This window comes from Pseudomonas sp. 21 (assembly GCF_000955805.1).
GTDB lineage: Bacteria > Pseudomonadota > Gammaproteobacteria > Pseudomonadales > Pseudomonadaceae > Pseudomonas.
Window position 1 is genome coordinate 178,260 of sequence record NZ_JYOA01000003.1, and the last position, 16,333, is coordinate 194,592.

Below are 16,333 nucleotides of genomic sequence, written 5' to 3' on the forward strand. Positions count from 1 at the left end.
TGTGACCAGTACCTTCCAACACATCACCGTTCTGCTCGAGGAGGCCGTCGAAGCACTGGCCCCCCTGGAGGGCGGCCGCTATGTGGACGGAACCTTCGGAAGGGGAGGGCACAGCCGGGCCTTGCTCGGCAAGCTCGGTCCGGGCGGTCAGCTGCTCGGGTTCGACAAGGATCCCCAGGCGATTGCGACGGGAAAAACACTGGCGGCCGAAGACGGCCGCTTCGTCATTGTGCAAAGGTCCTTCGCCGAGATGGGCGAAGAGTTCTCCGCGCGTGGCCTGCAGGGCAGCGTGAACGGCGTTCTGCTGGACCTGGGCGTGTCCTCGCCGCAGCTGGATGATCCCGAGCGAGGCTTCAGCTTCCTCAATGACGGCCCGCTGGATATGCGCATGAACCCGGACCAGGGCGTCAGCGCTGCGCAGTGGATCGCCACTGCCGCGGAAGACGAGATCGCCCGCGTGTTCAAGGATTACGGCGAAGAGCGTTTCGCCAAGCGCATGGCTCGCGCCATCGTGCAGCGCCGCGCGGAAGCGCCGTTCGAGCGTACCGCCGATCTGGCCGCCGTGATCACCGAGGCCAATCCGGCCTGGGAAAAGGGCAAAAACCCGGCTACCCGCGCCTTCCAGGGCCTGCGCATCTTCATCAACAACGAACTGGGCGACCTGGAACGTGGCCTCGAAGCCGCGCTGGAAGGCCTGGCCGTGGGTGGTCGCCTGGTGGTGATCAGCTTCCATTCGCTGGAAGACCGCATCGTCAAACAGTTCATGCGCAAGCAAGTGAAGGGCGAGGCAGACAACCTGCCGCGCAACCTGCCGATTCAGGTCAAGCCTTTTGACCCGCGCATGAAGCTGATCGGCAAGCCGGTCTATGCCTCCGAGGCCGAGCTCAAGGCCAACCCGCGCTCGCGCAGCGCGGTCATGCGCATCGCGGAGAAGCTCAGATGAGCCGTCTGTTCTCCAAGCGCCTGCCGACCGGCAGCTTCTTCATGTTGCTGCTGTTCATCGGCGTGCTGCTGTCGGCCATCTCCGTTTCCTACAGCGCGTACTGGAATCGCCAGTTGCTCAACTCGCTGTACACCGAGCTCAACATTCGCGACAAGGCACAGGCCGAGTACGGCCGCCTGATCCTCGAACAGAGCACCTGGACGGCCCACAGCCGCATCGAAGGCCTGGCGACCGACCAGCTGAAGATGCGCGTGCCCGATCCGACCGAAATCATCATGGTGGCGCCATGAGAGACCTGGCCGGCGCTCGCTATCCCTGGCGCTTCCGCGTCGTCATCGCCCTGCTGCTGGCGATGGTGGCGGCGATCGTCTGGCGGATCGTCGACCTGCACGTCATCGACCACGACTTCCTCAAGGGGCAGGGCGATGCACGCAGCGTGCGGCACATCACCATTCCCGCGCACCGAGGCCTGATCACTGATCGCAATGGCGAGCCGCTGGCCGTCAGTACGCCGGTCGCCACCCTCTGGGCCAACCCCAAGGAGCTGGTGCTCGAACGCGAAAAGTGGGGCTTCCTCGCCGACGCTCTCGGCCAGCCGAAGGCGGCGCTGTCCGAGCGACTGGATGCGAATGCCGACAAGGAGTTCATCTATCTGGTCCGTGGCCTGACCCCGGAGCAGGGCGAGGCCGTGATGGCCCAGGTGAAGACCCATCGCATTCCCGGTGTCTATTCGGTCGAGGAATTCCGCCGCTTCTACCCGTCCGGCGAAGTCGCCGCGCAGGTGGTGGGCTTCACCGACGTCGACGACCGCGGCCGTGAAGGCGTGGAACTGGCCTTCGACAGCTGGCTGGCCGGCGTGCCGGGCAAGCGCCAGGTACTCAAGGACCGCCGTGGCCACCTGATCCGTGACGTGCAGGTCACTCGCAACGCCAAGGCCGGCAAGACCCTGGCCCTGTCCATCGACCTGCGCCTGCAGTACCTCGCCAACCGCGAGCTGCGCAACGCGTTGGTGGAGAACGGCGCCAAGGCCGGCAGTCTGGTGATCCTCGACGTGAAGTCCGGCGAAGTGCTGGCCATGGCCAACCAGCCGACCTACAACCCCAACAACCGTCGCAACCTGCAGCCGGCGATGATGCGCAACCGCGCCATGATCGACGTGTTCGAGCCGGGTTCGACCATGAAGCCGTTCTCCATGAGTGCGGCACTTGAGACTGGCCGCTGGAAGCCCACCGACAAGGTCGAGGTCTACCCCGGTACGCTGCAGATCGGCCGCTACACCATTCGTGACGTGTCTCGTACCGAAGGTCCGGTACTGGACCTGACCGGCATCCTGATCCGCTCCAGTAACGTGGGCATGAGCAAGGTCGCCTTCGATATCGGCGGCGAAGCCATCTACAGCCTGATGCAGAAGGTCGGCCTCGGCCAGGACACCGGTCTGGGCTTCCCCGGCGAGCGCGTCGGCAACCTGCCGAACTACCGGGAATGGCGCAAGGCAGAAACCGCGACCCTGTCCTACGGCTATGGCCTGTCCGTCACCGCGATCCAGCTCGCCCATGCCTATGCGGCGCTGGCCAACAATGGCCGCAGCGTGCCGCTGACCATGGTCCGTGCCGACCGTCCGGCCGAAGCCACCCAGGTCATCCCCGAGCCGGTCGCCAAGACCATGCAGGGCATGCTGCAACAAGTGATCGAGGCGCCGAACGGCGTGTTCCGCGCCCAGGTGCCGGGTTACCACGTGGCTGGCAAGTCCGGTACCGCGCGCAAGACCGCGACCGGCGCCAAGGGCTATGCCGAGAACTCCTACCGCTCCCTGTTCGCCGGCTTCGCGCCAATGAACAACCCGCGCTACGTCGCCGTGGTGGTCATCGATGAACCCAGCAAGGCCGGCTACTTCGGTGGCCTGGTTTCCGCGCCGGTGTTCAGCAAGGTGATGTCCGGGACGCTGCGCCTGATGAACGTGCCGCCGGACAACCTGCCGGTGACCCCGCAGCAACAAGCTGATGCTGCGCCCGCTGCCAAAGGAGGGCGTGGCTGATGCCGATGAGCCTGAATCAACTGCTGCCGCAAGCCGAAAGCGGCGAACTGATCCGTGAGCTGACCCTGGACAGCCGCACCGTCAAGCCGGGCGACCTGTTCCTGGCCGTGCCGGGTGGTCGCCAGGATGGTCGCGGGCACATTGCCGCCGCACTCGCCCAGGGCGCTGCCGCTGTCGCCTATGAAGCAGAAGGTGCTGTCGACCTGCCGCCCAGCGATGTGCCGATGATCGCCATCAAGGGGCTCGCAAAGCAGCTGTCTGCCATCGCCGGGCGCTTCTACGGCGAACCCAGCCGTGGCGTAGAACTGGTCGGTGTGACCGGTACCAACGGCAAGACCAGTGTCAGCCAACTGGTGGCCCAGGCGCTGGACCTGCTCGGCGAGCGCTGCGGCATCGTCGGCACCCTCGGCACCGGTTTCTACGGCGCGCTGGAAAGCGGTCGCCACACCACGCCTGACCCGCTCGCCGTGCAGGCGACCCTGGCACGCCTGAAACAGGCTGGCGCCAAGGCCGTGGCGATGGAAGTGTCGTCACACGGCCTGGAGCAGGGCCGCGTCGCGGCGCTGGGCTTCGACGTGGCGGTGTTCACCAACCTGTCCCGCGACCATCTGGACTACCACGGCTCGATGGAAGCCTACGGCGCCGCCAAGGCGAAGCTGTTCGCCTGGCAGGGTCTGCGTTGCCGGGTGATCAACCTGGACGACGACTTCGGTCGCCAGCTGGCCGCCGAGTCCCACGAATCTCGTCTGATGGGTTACAGCCTGAGCGACCCGTCGGCCTACATCTATTGCCGCGAAGCCACCTTCAGCGATGCCGGGGTGCAAGCGCAGATCGTCACCCCGCAGGGCGAAGGCCTGCTGCGCAGCTCGCTGCTGGGCAAGTTCAACCTGAGCAACCTGCTGGCCGTGGTCGGCGCGCTGCTGGGGCTGGACTACCCGCTGGGCGACGTGCTCAAGGTGCTGCCGCAGCTGGAAGGGCCCATCGGCCGCATGCAACGCCTGGGCGGCGGTGAAAAACCGCTGGTGGTCGTGGACTACGCCCACACCCCGGACGCGTTGGAAAAAGTCCTGCTGGCTCTGCGCCCTCACGTACATGGTCAACTGCTGTGCCTGTTCGGCTGCGGCGGCGATCGTGACAGCGGCAAGCGCCCGATCATGGCGCAGATCGCCGAGCAGCATGCCGACCGTGTGCTGGTCACCGACGACAATCCGCGCACCGAGAAGAGCGAGGCAATCATCGCCGACATCCGTGCCGGTTTCGCCAAGCCCGACGCCGTCGAGTTCGTTCCGGGCCGTGGCGAGGCCATCGCCCGCCTGATCGCCGCTGCCGGTGTCGATGACGTGGTGTTGCTGGCAGGCAAGGGACATGAGGATTACCAGGAGATCGACGGTGTTCGCCACCCGTTCTCCGATCTGGAACAAGCCGCCAAGGCGCTGGCTGCCTGGGAGGTGAAGCGTGCTTAAGCCCCTTTCGCTCAACGAAGTCGCCGCTGCGCTGCAAGGCCGCGTGGTCGGCGCCGACGCCCGCTTCGACGCCGTGAGCACCGACAGCCGCGCCATCGTGCCCGGCCAGCTGTTCATCGCCCTGACCGGCCCGCGTTTCGATGGCCACGACTACCTGGCCGACGTCGCTGCCAAGGGCGCGGTTGCCGCCTTGGTCGAGCGCGAAGTCGCCGGTGCGCCGCTGCCGCAACTGGTCGTGGCGGATACCCGCATCGCGCTGGGCCAGCTCGGTGCGCTGAACCGCGCTGCCTTCGCCGGCCGCGTGGCCGCCGTGACCGGCTCCAGCGGCAAGACCACCGTGAAGGAGATGCTTGCCAGCATCCTGCGGACCCAGGGCGAAGTCCTGGCGACCCGCGGCAACCTGAACAATGACCTCGGCGCGCCGCTGACCCTGTTGCAGCTGGCCCCTGAGCACAAGAGCGCAGTCATCGAGCTGGGCGCCAACCGTGTCGGCGAGATCGCCTACACGGTTGCGCTGACCCGCCCGCAAGTCGCCATCATCACCAACGCCGGTACCGCCCACGTGGGTGAGTTCGGCGGGCAGGACAAGATCGTCCTGGCCAAGGGCGAGATTCTCGAGGGGTTGGCTGCCGACGGCGTGGCCATCCTCAACCGCGATGACAAGGCCTTCGATACCTGGCAGGCCCGCGCGGCCGGTCGGCGCATTTCCAGTTTCGGCCTGCACGACGCTCGCGCCGATTTCCGCGCCAGCGACGTCAAGCGTGATGCCCGTGGTTGTCCGGGGTTCACCCTGCAGGGCCCGGCCGGCGAGGCGGCTGTTCAGCTGAATCTGCTGGGTGAGCACAACGTCACGAACGCACTGGCTGCCGCTGCTGCCGCCAACGCACTGGGCGTGCCGCTGGTCGGGATCGTTTCCGGCCTGCAGAACCTGCAGCCGGTCAAGGGGCGCGCCGTAGCCCAGCTGGCGACGAATGGCATGCGTGTGATCGATGACAGCTACAACGCCAACCCGGCTTCAATCTGCGCGGCGATTGATATACTCGCCGGCTTTTCCGGCCGGACCGTCCTGGTCCTCGGGGACATGGGCGAGCTGGGTGCCTGGGCGGAATCTTCCCACCGCGAAGTGGGAACCTACGCCATTGGCAAAGTCGCCGCCCTGTATGCAGTCGGACCGTTGATGAGCCACGCCGTGCAGGCGTTCGGTTCCGCGGGCCGGCACTTCGCCGATCAGGCCAGCCTGATCCATGCCCTGGCCGAAGAAGCTTCGACAACCACCATTCTGATCAAGGGTTCCCGCAGCGCGGCGATGGACAAGGTCGTCGCGGCGCTCTGTGGTTCCTCCGAGGAGAGTCACTAAATGCTGCTGCTGCTCGCCGAGTACCTGCAACAGTTCTACAAGGGCTTCGGCGTCTTCCAGTACCTGACCCTGCGCGGCATCCTGAGCGTGTTGACCGCGCTCGTCCTGTCGCTCTGGCTGGGCCCGTGGATGATCCGCACCCTGCAGATCCGCCAGATCGGCCAGGCCGTGCGCAACGACGGCCCGCAATCGCACCTGTCCAAGAAAGGCACGCCGACCATGGGCGGCGCGCTGATCCTCACGGCCATCGCCATCAGCACGCTGCTGTGGTCCGACTGGTCGAACCGCTACGTCTGGGTCGTGCTGGCTGTGACCCTGCTGTTCGGCGCCATCGGCTGGGTGGATGACTACCGCAAGGTGATCGAGAAGAACTCCCGCGGCCTGCCCAGCCGCTGGAAGTATTTCTGGCAGTCGGTATTCGGCCTGGGCGCGGCGATCTTCCTCTTCATGACTGCCGAGACACCGGTCGAGACCACCCTGATCGTGCCGATGCTGAAGAATGTCGAGATCCCGCTGGGCATAGGCTTCGTGGTGCTGACCTACTTCGTGATCGTCGGCTCCAGCAACGCGGTGAACCTGACCGACGGTCTCGATGGCCTGGCGATCATGCCCACCGTGATGGTCGGCGGCGCGCTGGGGATCTTCTGCTACCTGTCGGGCAACATCAAATTCGCCGAATACCTGTTCATCCCGAGCGTGCCGGGCGCGGGCGAGCTGATCATCTTCTGCGGCGCCATCGTCGGTGCGGGACTGGGCTTCCTCTGGTTCAACACCTACCCGGCGCAAGTCTTCATGGGTGACGTCGGCGCACTGGCGCTCGGCGCTGCGCTGGGCACCATCGCGGTGATCGTCCGCCAGGAAATCGTGCTGTTCATCATGGGCGGCGTGTTCGTCATGGAAACCCTGTCGGTGGTGATCCAGGTCGCCTCCTTCAAGCTGACCGGCAAGCGCGTGTTCCGCATGGCGCCGATCCACCACCACTTCGAACTCAAAGGCTGGCCTGAACCGCGCGTGATCGTGCGCTTCTGGATCATCACGGTGATTCTCGTGCTGATCGGCCTGGCCACGTTGAAACTGCGTTGAGGACTGATCGAGCATGAGCCTGATCGCTTCCGACCAATTCCGCATCGTTGTCGGCCTCGGCAAGAGCGGCATGTCCCTGGTGCGCTACCTGGCGCGCCAGGGCGTGCCGTTTGCCGTGGCCGATACGCGCGCGAATCCGCCGGAGCTGGCGACCCTGCGCGAGCAGTACCCGCAGGTCGAGGTGCGCTGCGGCGACCTCGACGCCGATTTCCTCTGCCGCGCCCAGGAGCTCTACGTGAGCCCCGGCCTGTCGCTGCGCGTGCCCGCGCTGGTGGAAGCTGCCGCCCGTGGCGTACGCATGTCCGGTGACGTCGACCTGTTCGCCCGTCACGCGAAGGCGCCGATCGTCGCCATCACCGGTTCCAACGCCAAGAGCACCGTCACCACCCTGGTGGGCGACATGGCCAAGGCTGCCGGCAAGCGCGTCGCCGTCGGCGGCAACCTCGGCACTCCGGCGCTGGACCTGCTGGCCGATGACGTCGAGTTGTACGTGGTGGAGCTGTCCAGCTTCCAGCTGGAAACCTGCGAACGCCTCAACGCCGAGGTCGCCACCTGCCTGAATGTCAGCGAAGACCACATGGACCGCTACGACGGCATGGCCGACTACCACCTGGCCAAGCACCGCATTTTCCGCGGCGCCAAGCAGGTCGTGGTGAACCGTGCCGATGCGCTGAGCCGCCCGCTGATCGCCGACAACGTACCGTGCTGGACTTTCGGCACCAACAAGCCGGACTTCAAGGCCTTTGGCCTGATCGAGGAAGACGGTGAGAAATGGCTGGCCTTCCAGTTCGACAAGTTGATGCCGGCCCGTGAGCTGAAAATCCGTGGCGCGCACAACCAGTCCAATGCCCTGGCCGCGCTGGCCCTGGGGCACGCGGTCGGCCTGTCGTTCGAACCGATGCTGCAGACCCTGCGAGAATTTGCCGGCCTTGCCCACCGCTGCCAGTGGGTGCGCGAGCGCAATGGCGTGAACTACTACGACGATTCCAAGGCCACCAACGTCGGCGCCGCCCTGGCTGCCATCGAAGGCCTGGGTGCCGATATCGACGGCAAGCTGGTGCTGATCGCCGGTGGCGACGGCAAGGGCGCCGACTTCCATGACCTGCGCAACCCGGTCGCGCAGCATTGCCGCGCCGTGGTGTTGCTGGGGCGGGACGCCGAGCTGGTGAGCGCCGCCCTTGGCAACGTCGTGCCCAAGGTCCGCGTGAATACCCTGGAAGACGCCGTCGAGCACGCTGCCGACCTGGCCCTGCCGGGTGACGCCGTGCTGCTGTCGCCGGCCTGCGCGAGCCTGGACATGTTCAAGAACTACGAAGAGCGCGGACGCCTGTTCGCCAAGGCCGTGGAGGAGCTCGCCTGATGTTCTCCTTCCTGCGCCCCTATCCGTCCCCGCTGATCAGCCGTAATGGCATCGACATCGACTTCCCGCTGCTCGCGGGTTGTCTGGCGCTGCTCGGCCTCGGTCTGGTGATGGTCACTTCGGCATCCTCCGAAGTCGCCGCGGCGCAGTCCGGCAACCCGCTGTACTTCTCGGTTCGTCACCTGATCTACCTGGCCATCGGCTTCGTCGCTTGCGGCGTGACCATGATGGTGCCGATGGAAACCTGGCAGCGCTGGGGCTGGAAGCTGCTGGCCGTGGCCTTCCTGCTGCTGGTGATGGTGATCACTCCCGGCATCGGCCGCGAGGTGAACGGCTCCATGCGCTGGATCGGCTTCGGCCTGTTCAACATCCAGCCCTCGGAGATCGCCAAGGTCTTCGTGGTGATCTTCATGGCCGGCTACCTCGTGCGCCGCCAGGAAGAAGTGCGCGAGAGCTGGCTGGGCTTCTTCAAGCCTTTCGTGGTGCTGCTGCCGATGGCCGGCCTGCTGCTGCGCGAGCCCGACTTCGGCGCCACCGTGGTGATGATGGGCGCGGCCGCCGCGATGCTGTTCCTTGGCGGTGTGGGCCTGTTCCGCTTCGGCCTGATGGTCGCGCTGGCAGTCGGTGCCGTGGTGCTGCTGATCCAGACCCAGCCCTACCGGATGGCGCGCCTGACCAACTTCACCGACCCCTGGGCCGACCAGTTCGGCGCGGGCTACCAGCTCAGCCAGGCGCTGATCGCCTTCGGCCGTGGCGGCTGGACCGGCATGGGCCTGGGCAACAGCATCCAGAAGCAGTTCTACCTCCCCGAGGCGCACACCGACTTCGTGTTCGCGGTCCTCGCGGAAGAGCTGGGCATCGTCGGCGCCATGGCCACCGTGGCCCTGTTCGTCTTCGTCAGCCTGCGCGCGCTGTACATCGGCATCTGGGCCGAGCAGTCGAAACAGTACTTCTCCGCCTACGTCGCCTACGGGCTGGCTTTCCTGTGGATCGGCCAGTTCCTGATCAACGTGGGTGTGAATGTCGGCCTGCTGCCGACCAAGGGCCTGACCCTGCCGTTCCTCAGCTACGGCGGTTCGTCCCTGGTGATCTGCTGCGCCCAGCTGGGAATGCTACTGCGCATCGAATGGGAACGCCGCACCGTGATGGGCAGCGAGGAATATGAATTCAGCGAAGAGGACTTTGCCGATGAAAGGTAACGTCCTGATCATGGCGGGCGGCACTGGCGGACACGTGTTCCCGGCTCTGGCCTGCGCCCGTGAGTTCCAGGCGCGCGGCTACAGCGTGCACTGGCTGGGCACTCCGCGTGGTATCGAGAACGACCTGGTACCCAAGGCCGGCCTGCCGCTGCACCTGATCAACGTCAGCGGCCTGCGCGGCAAGGGCCTCAAGTCCCTGCTGCGCGCGCCGTTCGATCTGCTCAAGTCGCTGTTCCAGGCGATCGGCGTGGTTCGTCAGCTCAAGCCGGTCTGCGTGCTCGGCCTGGGCGGCTACGTGACCGGCCCGGGCGGCCTGGCCGCCAAGCTGTCCGGCGTGCCGCTGGTGATCCACGAGCAGAATGCCGTCGCCGGCACCGCCAACCGCAGCCTCGCGCCGCTGGCCAAGCGTGTCTGCGAAGCCTTCCCGGATACCTTCGACAGCAGCGCCAAGCGCCTGACCACCGGCAACCCGGTGCGCGTCGAGCTGTTCCTGGAGGAGGGTGCCCGCGCGCCGCTGGCCGGCCGCCGCGTCAACCTGCTGGTACTGGGCGGCAGCCTGGGCGCGGAGCCGCTGAACAAGCTGTTGCCCGAAGCGCTGGCGCAGGTGCCGGCCGAGATTCGCCCGGCCATTCGCCATCAGGCCGGTCGTCAGCATGACGAAATTACCGCGGAGCGTTACCGCGCCGCGGGTGTCGAAGCGGACGTAGCTCCGTTCATCGCCGACATGGCCGCGGCCTACGCCTGGGCCGATCTGGTGATCTGCCGCGCCGGTGCGCTGACCGTCAGCGAGCTGACCGCCGCCGGCCTGCCGTCCTTCCTGGTGCCGCTGCCCCACGCGATCGACGACCACCAGACCAAGAACGCCAAATTCCTGGTACGCGAGGGCGCGGCCCTCCTGCTGCCACAGAAATCTACCAGCGCCGCCGAACTGGCCGCGCAGCTGTCCGAGGTATTGATGCATCCCGATTCCCTGACCCGCATGGCCGCTCGCGCCCGCAGCCTGGCCAAGCCCGAGGCTACCCGCACGGTAGTCGATGCCTGCCTGGAGGTGGCCCGTGGTTAAAGAACCCACCGGCGTCACCCGCACCATGCGGCGCATCCGTCGCATCCACTTCGTCGGCATCGGCGGCGTGGGCATGTGCGGTATCGCGGAGGTGCTGCTCAACCTCGGCTACGAAGTCTCCGGTTCGGACCTCAAGGCGTCGCCGGTCACCGAGCGCCTGGAAAAGTTCGGCGCGGAAATCTTCATTGGCCACCGCGCGGAAAACTCCGACGGCGCCGACGTGCTGGTGGTATCCAGCGCGGTGAACAAGTCGAACCCGGAAGTTGCCGCCGCGCTGGATCGCCGTGTGCCAGTCGTGCCGCGCGCCGAGATGCTCGCCGAGCTGATGCGCTACCGCCACGGCATCGCCGTCGCCGGCACCCACGGCAAGACCACGACCACCAGCCTGATCGCCTCGGTATTCGCTGCCGGCGGCCTGGATCCGACCTTCGTCATCGGCGGTCGCCTGAACGCTGCCGGCACCAACGCGCAGCTGGGCACCAGCCGCTACCTGGTGGCCGAGGCCGACGAGAGCGACGCCAGCTTCCTGCACCTGCAGCCGATGGTCTCGGTGGTCACCAATATCGACGCCGACCACATGAGCACCTACGGCGGTGACTTCAACAAACTCAAGCGCACCTTCGTCGACTTCCTGCACAACCTGCCGTTCTACGGCCTGGCCGTGGTCTGCGTGGACGACCCGGTGGTGCGCGAGATCCTGCCGCAGGTGGCGCGTCCGACCGTGACCTACGGCCTGAGCGAGGACGCCGACGTCCGCGCGATCAACATCCGCCAGGAAGGCATGCGCACCTACTTCACCGTGCTGCGCCCCGAGCGCGAGCCGCTGGACGTCTCGGTGAACATGCCCGGCCTGCACAACGTGCTGAACTCCCTGGCGACCATCGTCATCGCCACCGACGAAGGCATCTCCGACGAAGCCATTGTCCAGGGCCTGTCCGGCTTCCAGGGCGTGGGCCGGCGCTTCCAGGTCTACGGCGACCTGCAGGTGGAAGGCGGCAGCGTGATGCTGGTCGACGACTACGGCCACCACCCGCGCGAAGTCGCAGCGGTGATCAAGGCCGTGCGCGGCGGCTGGCCTGAGCGCCGCCTGGTAATGGTCTACCAGCCGCACCGCTTCAGCCGCACCCGTGACCTCTACGACGACTTCGTGCAGGTGCTGGGCGAGGCCAATGTGCTGATGCTGATGGAGGTCTACCCGGCCGGCGAAGAGCCGATCCCCGGCGCCGACAGCCGTCACCTGTGCCACAGCATCCGCCAGCGCGGCCAGCTCGATCCGATCTACCTGGAACGCGGCGGCGACCTCGCCTCGCTGCTCAAGCCGCTGCTGCGTCCGGGCGACATCCTGCTCTGCCAGGGCGCCGGCGATATCGGCGGGCTGGCTCCGGCACTGATCAAGAATCCGATGTTCAGCGCCGCCGCTGTTGCTGGGGCTGAGGGGAAGAAGCAATGAGTGACGCCCTCAAATCCGCCCTCGAGCCCCGCGCCTTCGGTCGCGTCGCCGTGCTGTACGGCGGCAGGAGCGCCGAGCGCGAGGTGTCGCTGAAGTCCGGCGCCATGGTCCTGCAGGCCCTGCAGGGCGCAGGCGTGGATGCCTTCGGCATCGACGTGGGCGACGATCTGCTGGAGCGTCTGACCCGCGAGAAGATCGACCGCGCCTTCATCATTCTCCACGGTCGTGGCGGTGAAGACGGCACCATGCAGGGCCTGCTGGAAATCGCCGGCATCCCCTACACCGGCAGCGGTGTGCTGGCGTCCGCGCTGGCCATGGACAAGTTGCGCACCAAGCGCGTGTGGCTGAGCCTCGGCCTGCCGACGCCCGACCACGCCGTGCTCGCCAGTGAAGAAGACTGCCGCGCCGCTGCGGCAAAGCTGGGCTTCCCGCTGATCGTGAAGCCGGCCAGTGAAGGTTCCAGCATCGGCATGGCCAAGGTGAACAGCCTGGAAGAGCTGATCGCCGCCTGGGCTGCTGCCGCGAAATTCGATCCGCAGGTGCTCGTCGAACAGTGGATCAGCGGCCCCGAATACACCGTCGCGATCCTCCGTGGCCAGGTGCTGCCGCCCATTCGCCTGGGCACTCCGCACACCTTCTACGACTACGACGCGAAGTATCTGGCCAACGATACCCAGTACCAGATTCCCTGCGGCCTGGATGCCGACAAGGAACAGGAACTCAAGGACCTGACCGCGCGCGCCTGCGATGCCCTCGGCATCCAGGGCTGGGGTCGGACCGATGTGATGCAGGACGCCCAAGGGCGCTTCTGGCTGTTGGAAGTGAACACCGCACCGGGCATGACCGACCACAGCCTGGTGCCCATGGCCGCGCGCGCGGCCGGCCTGGATTTCCAGCAACTGGTGCTGGCGATCCTCGCCGACAGCGTCGAGGCAAGGGGGTAAGTCATGAACGGCGCGCAGCTTCGTCACCAGAATCCCGGAATCGGCCGTGCACCCGCACGCAAGCCGGTGCCGCGCGGCGCCAGCCGTCTGGTGGCCAAGGAGCCGCTCAGCGCCCGCATGCCCAAGCCCAGCTTCGGCTTCCTGAAAGTGTTGCTGTGGCCTCTGGTGCTGGGCGTGCTCGGCGGCGGTGCCTACTACGGCGCGCAGTACGTGCTGCCTTATGCAGACCGTCCGATCGCCAAGGTCAGTGTGGAAGGCGACCTGAGCTACATCAGCCAGGCGGCGGTGCAGCAGCGGATCAGCCCCTACGTCTCGGCCAGTTTCTTCACCATCGACCTGGCCGGCATGCGCCAGGAGCTGGAACAGATGCCCTGGATCGCCCATGCCGAGGTGCGTCGAGTATGGCCCGACCAGGTGGTTGTCCGCCTGGACGAGCAATTGCCCATCGCCCGTTGGGGTGACGAAGCCTTGCTGAACAACCAGGGTCAGGCTTTTGCACCGCGGGAAGTGGCCAACTACGAGCACCTGCCGCGCCTGTCCGGCCCGCAGCGTGCTCAGCAGCAAGTGATGCAGCAGTACCAGATTCTCAGCCAGATGCTCCGCCCGCTGGGCTTCACCATCGCCAGCCTGGACATGAGTTCGCGCGGCGCCTGGACCCTGGGCACTGCGCAGGGCGTGGAGATCATGCTGGGCCGCGATCACGCGGTAGAACAGATTCGCCGGTTCGTGACCATCTACGACAAGGCGCTGAAAGACCAGATTACGAAAATTGCCCGCATCGACATGCGCTACCCCAACGGCCTGGCCGTAGGCTGGCGCGATCCGATGCCGGAAGCGGCGGTGGCTCAGACCACCGCCGCGCAGTGAGTTGAGGAGACTTCTATAAACATGGCAAGCGTGCAGAGCGGCAAAATGGTCGTCGGCCTGGACATCGGCACCTCCAAGGTGGTGGCGCTGGTGGGCGAGGTGGCGGCCGATGGCAAGCTGGAAATCGTCGGCATCGGGACGCATCCGTCGCGCGGCCTGAAGAAGGGCGTGGTGGTGAACATCGAGTCCACCGTGCAATCGATCCAGCGCGCCATCGATGAAGCCCAGCAGATGGCTGGCTGCCGTATCCACTCGGCCTTCGTCGGCATCGCCGGCAACCATATCCGCAGCCTGAACTCCCACGGCATCGTGGCGATCCGCGACCGCGAAGTGAGCGGAGCGGACATCGAGCGTGTACTGGACGCGGCCCAGGCCGTGGCCATCCCGGCGGACCAGCGTGTGCTGCACACCCTGGCCCAGGACTACGTGATCGATAACCAGGAAGGCGTGCGCGAGCCGCTGGGCATGTCCGGCGTACGCCTGGAAGCGAAGGTGCACGTGGTGACCTGCGCAGTGAACGCTGCGCAGAACATCGAGAAGTGCGTGCGCCGCTGCGGCCTGGAAGTGGACGACATCATCCTCGAGCAGTTGGCCTCGGCCTACTCCGTGCTCACCGAGGACGAAAAGGAGCTGGGCGTGTGCCTGGTGGACATCGGCGGCGGTACCACCGATATCGCCATCTTCACCGAAGGCGCCATCCGCCATACGGCTGTAATCCCGATCGCCGGCGATCAGGTCACGAACGACATCGCCATGGCGCTGCGTACCCCGACCCAGTACGCCGAAGAGATCAAGATTCGATATGCTTGTGCCTTGGCCAAACTGGCCGGTCCGGGCGAAACCATCAAGGTGCCCAGCGTAGGGGATCGGCCGCCGCGGGAACTGTCGCGCCAAGCGCTTGCCGAAGTGGTCGAGCCTCGTTACGACGAGCTCTTCACCCTGGTTCAGGCCGAGCTGCGTCGCAGTGGCTACGAGGACCTGATTCCAGCCGGGATCGTCCTGACCGGTGGCACCTCCAAGATGGAAGGCGCCGTCGAGCTGGCCGAAGAGATCTTTCACATGCCGGTGCGCCTGGGCGTACCCCACAGCGTCAAAGGACTGGCCGACGTCGTGCGCAATCCAATCTATTCCACCGGTGTGGGGCTGCTCCTGTACGGACTGCAAAAGCAATCCGACGGCATCTCCATGTCTGGCAGCAGCTTCAGCAGCGACGAACCCAAGACACCGGTACTGGAAAAGCTCAAACGCTGGGTCCAGGGCAATTTCTGATTTACCACCGCGGTAAACGTAGGCAACACAACTAGAAAGGAAGGAGAGGGGAAATGTTTGAACTGGTAGATAACGTCCCGCAAACAGCAGTCATCAAGGTGATCGGCGTAGGTGGTGGCGGCGGCAATGCCGTGAACCACATGGCCAAGAACAACGTTGATGGCGTCGAATTCATTTGCGCCAACACCGATGCGCAGGCGCTGAAGAACATCGCCGCGCGCACCGTACTGCAACTCGGCCCGGGTGTGACCAAGGGCCTGGGCGCTGGCGCCAACCCTGAAGTAGGCCGCCAGGCCGCCATCGAGGACCGCGAGCGTATCGCCGAAGTCCTGGAAGGCGCCGACATGGTCTTCATCACCACCGGCATGGGTGGCGGTACCGGTACCGGTGCTGCACCGATCATCGCCGAAGTGGCCAAGGAGATGGGCATCCTCACCGTTGCGGTGGTGACCCGTCCGTTCCCGTTCGAGGGTCGCAAGCGCATGCAGATCGCCGATGAAGGCATCCGCTCGCTGGCTGAAAGCGTCGACTCGCTGATCACCATCCCGAACGAAAAACTGCTGACCATCCTGGGCAAGGACGCGAGCCTGCTGGCCGCCTTCGCCAAGGCTGACGATGTACTGGCCGGTGCCGTTCGCGGTATCTCCGACATCATCAAGCGCCCGGGCATGATCAACGTCGACTTCGCCGACGTGAAAACCGTCATGAGCGAAATGGGCATGGCCATGATGGGTACCGGCTGCGCCAGCGGCCCGAACCGCGCTCGCGAGGCTACCGAAGCCGCGATCCGCAACCCGCTGCTGGAAGACGTCAACCTGCAGGGCGCCCGTGGCATCCTGGTGAACATCACCGCCGGTCCGGACCTGTCCCTGGGCGAGTACTCCGACGTGGGTAACATCATCGAGCAGTTCGCTTCCGAGCACGCCACCGTGAAAGTGGGCACCGTGATCGACCCGGACATGCGCGACGAGCTGCACGTCACCGTCGTTGCCACCGGTCTGGGCGCTCGCCTGGAGAAGCCGGTCAAGGTCGTCGACAACACCGTTCAGACCCAGGCCGTCAGCACCCAGGCTCCGGTTCAGCGCGAGCAGCAGTCGGTGAACTACCGTGACCTGGACCGTCCGACCGTCATGCGCAACCAGAGCCACGGCGGCGCAGCCACCGCGGCCAAGCTGAATCCGCAGGACGATCTGGACTATCTGGACATCCCGGCCTTCCTGCGTCGTCAGGCCGATTGAGTCGATTTATCAGGAGTATCAATGTGATTGGTGTTCAGCAAAGGGCGGTTCTGCTATCATCG

Annotated in this window: 14 protein-coding genes; all 14 read left to right on the forward strand. The window is 65.9% G+C overall.

Annotation, left to right across the window (positions count from 1 at the left end):
* Window position 1 precedes the first annotated feature (1 nt).
* The 14 genes from rsmH to ftsZ are packed head-to-tail and all read left to right on the forward strand — an operon-like array spanning window position 2 to window position 16,271.
* On the forward strand, window positions 2–943 hold the full coding sequence (gene rsmH, locus UB43_RS06455) for a 16S rRNA (cytosine(1402)-N(4))-methyltransferase RsmH (protein WP_156160362.1): 942 nt from the start codon (window positions 2–4) through the stop codon (window positions 941–943).
* Window positions 940–1,233: a cell division protein FtsL gene (ftsL, locus tag UB43_RS06460; protein ID WP_045209619.1), complete on the forward strand. Its 294-nt coding sequence runs from the start codon at window positions 940–942 to the stop codon at window positions 1,231–1,233. Before rsmH ends, ftsL begins: the two co-directional genes overlap by 4 nt.
* Window positions 1,230–2,978 (forward strand): penicillin-binding protein 2, encoded by a 1,749-nt coding sequence (locus UB43_RS06465; RefSeq protein WP_045209620.1) that lies wholly within the window; start codon window positions 1,230–1,232, stop codon window positions 2,976–2,978. Before ftsL ends, UB43_RS06465 begins: the two co-directional genes overlap by 4 nt.
* Window positions 2,978–4,441 (forward strand): UDP-N-acetylmuramoyl-L-alanyl-D-glutamate--2,6-diaminopimelate ligase, encoded by a 1,464-nt coding sequence (locus tag UB43_RS06470; RefSeq protein WP_045209621.1) that lies wholly within the window; start codon window positions 2,978–2,980, stop codon window positions 4,439–4,441. Before UB43_RS06465 ends, UB43_RS06470 begins: the two co-directional genes overlap by 1 nt.
* Window positions 4,434–5,798: a UDP-N-acetylmuramoyl-tripeptide--D-alanyl-D-alanine ligase gene (gene murF / locus UB43_RS06475; protein ID WP_045209622.1), complete on the forward strand. Its 1,365-nt coding sequence runs from the start codon at window positions 4,434–4,436 to the stop codon at window positions 5,796–5,798. Before UB43_RS06470 ends, murF begins: the two co-directional genes overlap by 8 nt.
* Window positions 5,799–6,881 (forward strand): phospho-N-acetylmuramoyl-pentapeptide-transferase, encoded by a 1,083-nt coding sequence (gene mraY, locus UB43_RS06480; protein WP_045209623.1) that lies wholly within the window; start codon window positions 5,799–5,801, stop codon window positions 6,879–6,881. It begins immediately after the preceding gene.
* 13 nt (window positions 6,882–6,894) lie between these two features.
* On the forward strand, window positions 6,895–8,241 hold the full coding sequence (murD, locus tag UB43_RS06485) for a UDP-N-acetylmuramoyl-L-alanine--D-glutamate ligase (RefSeq protein ID WP_045209624.1): 1,347 nt from the start codon (window positions 6,895–6,897) through the stop codon (window positions 8,239–8,241).
* Window positions 8,241–9,440: a putative lipid II flippase FtsW gene (gene ftsW, locus UB43_RS06490; protein ID WP_045209625.1), complete on the forward strand. Its 1,200-nt coding sequence runs from the start codon at window positions 8,241–8,243 to the stop codon at window positions 9,438–9,440. The genes murD and ftsW overlap by 1 nt, the downstream gene beginning before the upstream one ends.
* Window positions 9,430–10,503 carry an undecaprenyldiphospho-muramoylpentapeptide beta-N-acetylglucosaminyltransferase gene (gene murG, locus UB43_RS06495; RefSeq protein WP_045209626.1) on the forward strand — a complete coding sequence of 358 codons (1,074 nt, stop codon included), beginning with the start codon at window positions 9,430–9,432 and terminating at the stop codon, window positions 10,501–10,503. Before ftsW ends, murG begins: the two co-directional genes overlap by 11 nt.
* Complete coding sequence (gene murC / locus UB43_RS06500) at window positions 10,496–11,953, forward strand: UDP-N-acetylmuramate--L-alanine ligase (RefSeq protein ID WP_045209627.1); 1,458 nt, start codon at window positions 10,496–10,498, stop codon at window positions 11,951–11,953. The genes murG and murC overlap by 8 nt, the downstream gene beginning before the upstream one ends.
* On the forward strand, window positions 11,950–12,897 hold the full coding sequence (locus tag UB43_RS06505; protein ID WP_045209628.1) for a D-alanine--D-alanine ligase: 948 nt from the start codon (window positions 11,950–11,952) through the stop codon (window positions 12,895–12,897). Before murC ends, UB43_RS06505 begins: the two co-directional genes overlap by 4 nt.
* A 3-nt stretch (window positions 12,898–12,900) precedes the next feature.
* Window positions 12,901–13,764 carry a cell division protein FtsQ/DivIB gene (locus tag UB43_RS06510; protein WP_045209629.1) on the forward strand — a complete coding sequence of 288 codons (864 nt, stop codon included), beginning with the start codon at window positions 12,901–12,903 and terminating at the stop codon, window positions 13,762–13,764.
* 21 nt (window positions 13,765–13,785) lie between these two features.
* On the forward strand, window positions 13,786–15,033 hold the full coding sequence (ftsA, locus tag UB43_RS06515) for a cell division protein FtsA (RefSeq protein ID WP_045209630.1): 1,248 nt from the start codon (window positions 13,786–13,788) through the stop codon (window positions 15,031–15,033).
* A 53-nt stretch (window positions 15,034–15,086) separates the two neighbouring features.
* Window positions 15,087–16,271 carry a cell division protein FtsZ gene (gene ftsZ / locus UB43_RS06520; RefSeq protein ID WP_045209631.1) on the forward strand — a complete coding sequence of 395 codons (1,185 nt, stop codon included), beginning with the start codon at window positions 15,087–15,089 and terminating at the stop codon, window positions 16,269–16,271.
* The last annotated feature ends 62 nt before the right edge of the window (window positions 16,272–16,333 follow it).

Bases quoted from the DNA above. Each gene is read 5' to 3' on its own strand.
- murG (WP_045209626.1), top strand. From the start codon at position 9,430: ATGAAAGGTAACGTCCTGATCATGGCGGGCGGCACTGGCGGACACGTG.
- ftsL (WP_045209619.1), top strand. From the start codon at position 940: ATGAGCCGTCTGTTCTCCAAGCGCCTGCCGACCGGCAGCTTCTTCATG.
- mraY (WP_045209623.1), top strand. From the start codon at position 5,799: ATGCTGCTGCTGCTCGCCGAGTACCTGCAACAGTTCTACAAGGGCTTC.
- ftsW (WP_045209625.1), top strand. From the start codon at position 8,241: ATGTTCTCCTTCCTGCGCCCCTATCCGTCCCCGCTGATCAGCCGTAAT.
- UB43_RS06510 (WP_045209629.1), top strand. From the start codon at position 12,901: ATGAACGGCGCGCAGCTTCGTCACCAGAATCCCGGAATCGGCCGTGCA.
- ftsA (WP_045209630.1), top strand. From the start codon at position 13,786: ATGGCAAGCGTGCAGAGCGGCAAAATGGTCGTCGGCCTGGACATCGGC.
- ftsZ (WP_045209631.1), top strand. From the start codon at position 15,087: ATGTTTGAACTGGTAGATAACGTCCCGCAAACAGCAGTCATCAAGGTG.
- murD (WP_045209624.1), top strand. From the start codon at position 6,895: ATGAGCCTGATCGCTTCCGACCAATTCCGCATCGTTGTCGGCCTCGGC.
- UB43_RS06465 (WP_045209620.1), top strand. From the start codon at position 1,230: ATGAGAGACCTGGCCGGCGCTCGCTATCCCTGGCGCTTCCGCGTCGTC.
- UB43_RS06470 (WP_045209621.1), top strand. From the start codon at position 2,978: ATGCCGATGAGCCTGAATCAACTGCTGCCGCAAGCCGAAAGCGGCGAA.
- UB43_RS06505 (WP_045209628.1), top strand. From the start codon at position 11,950: ATGAGTGACGCCCTCAAATCCGCCCTCGAGCCCCGCGCCTTCGGTCGC.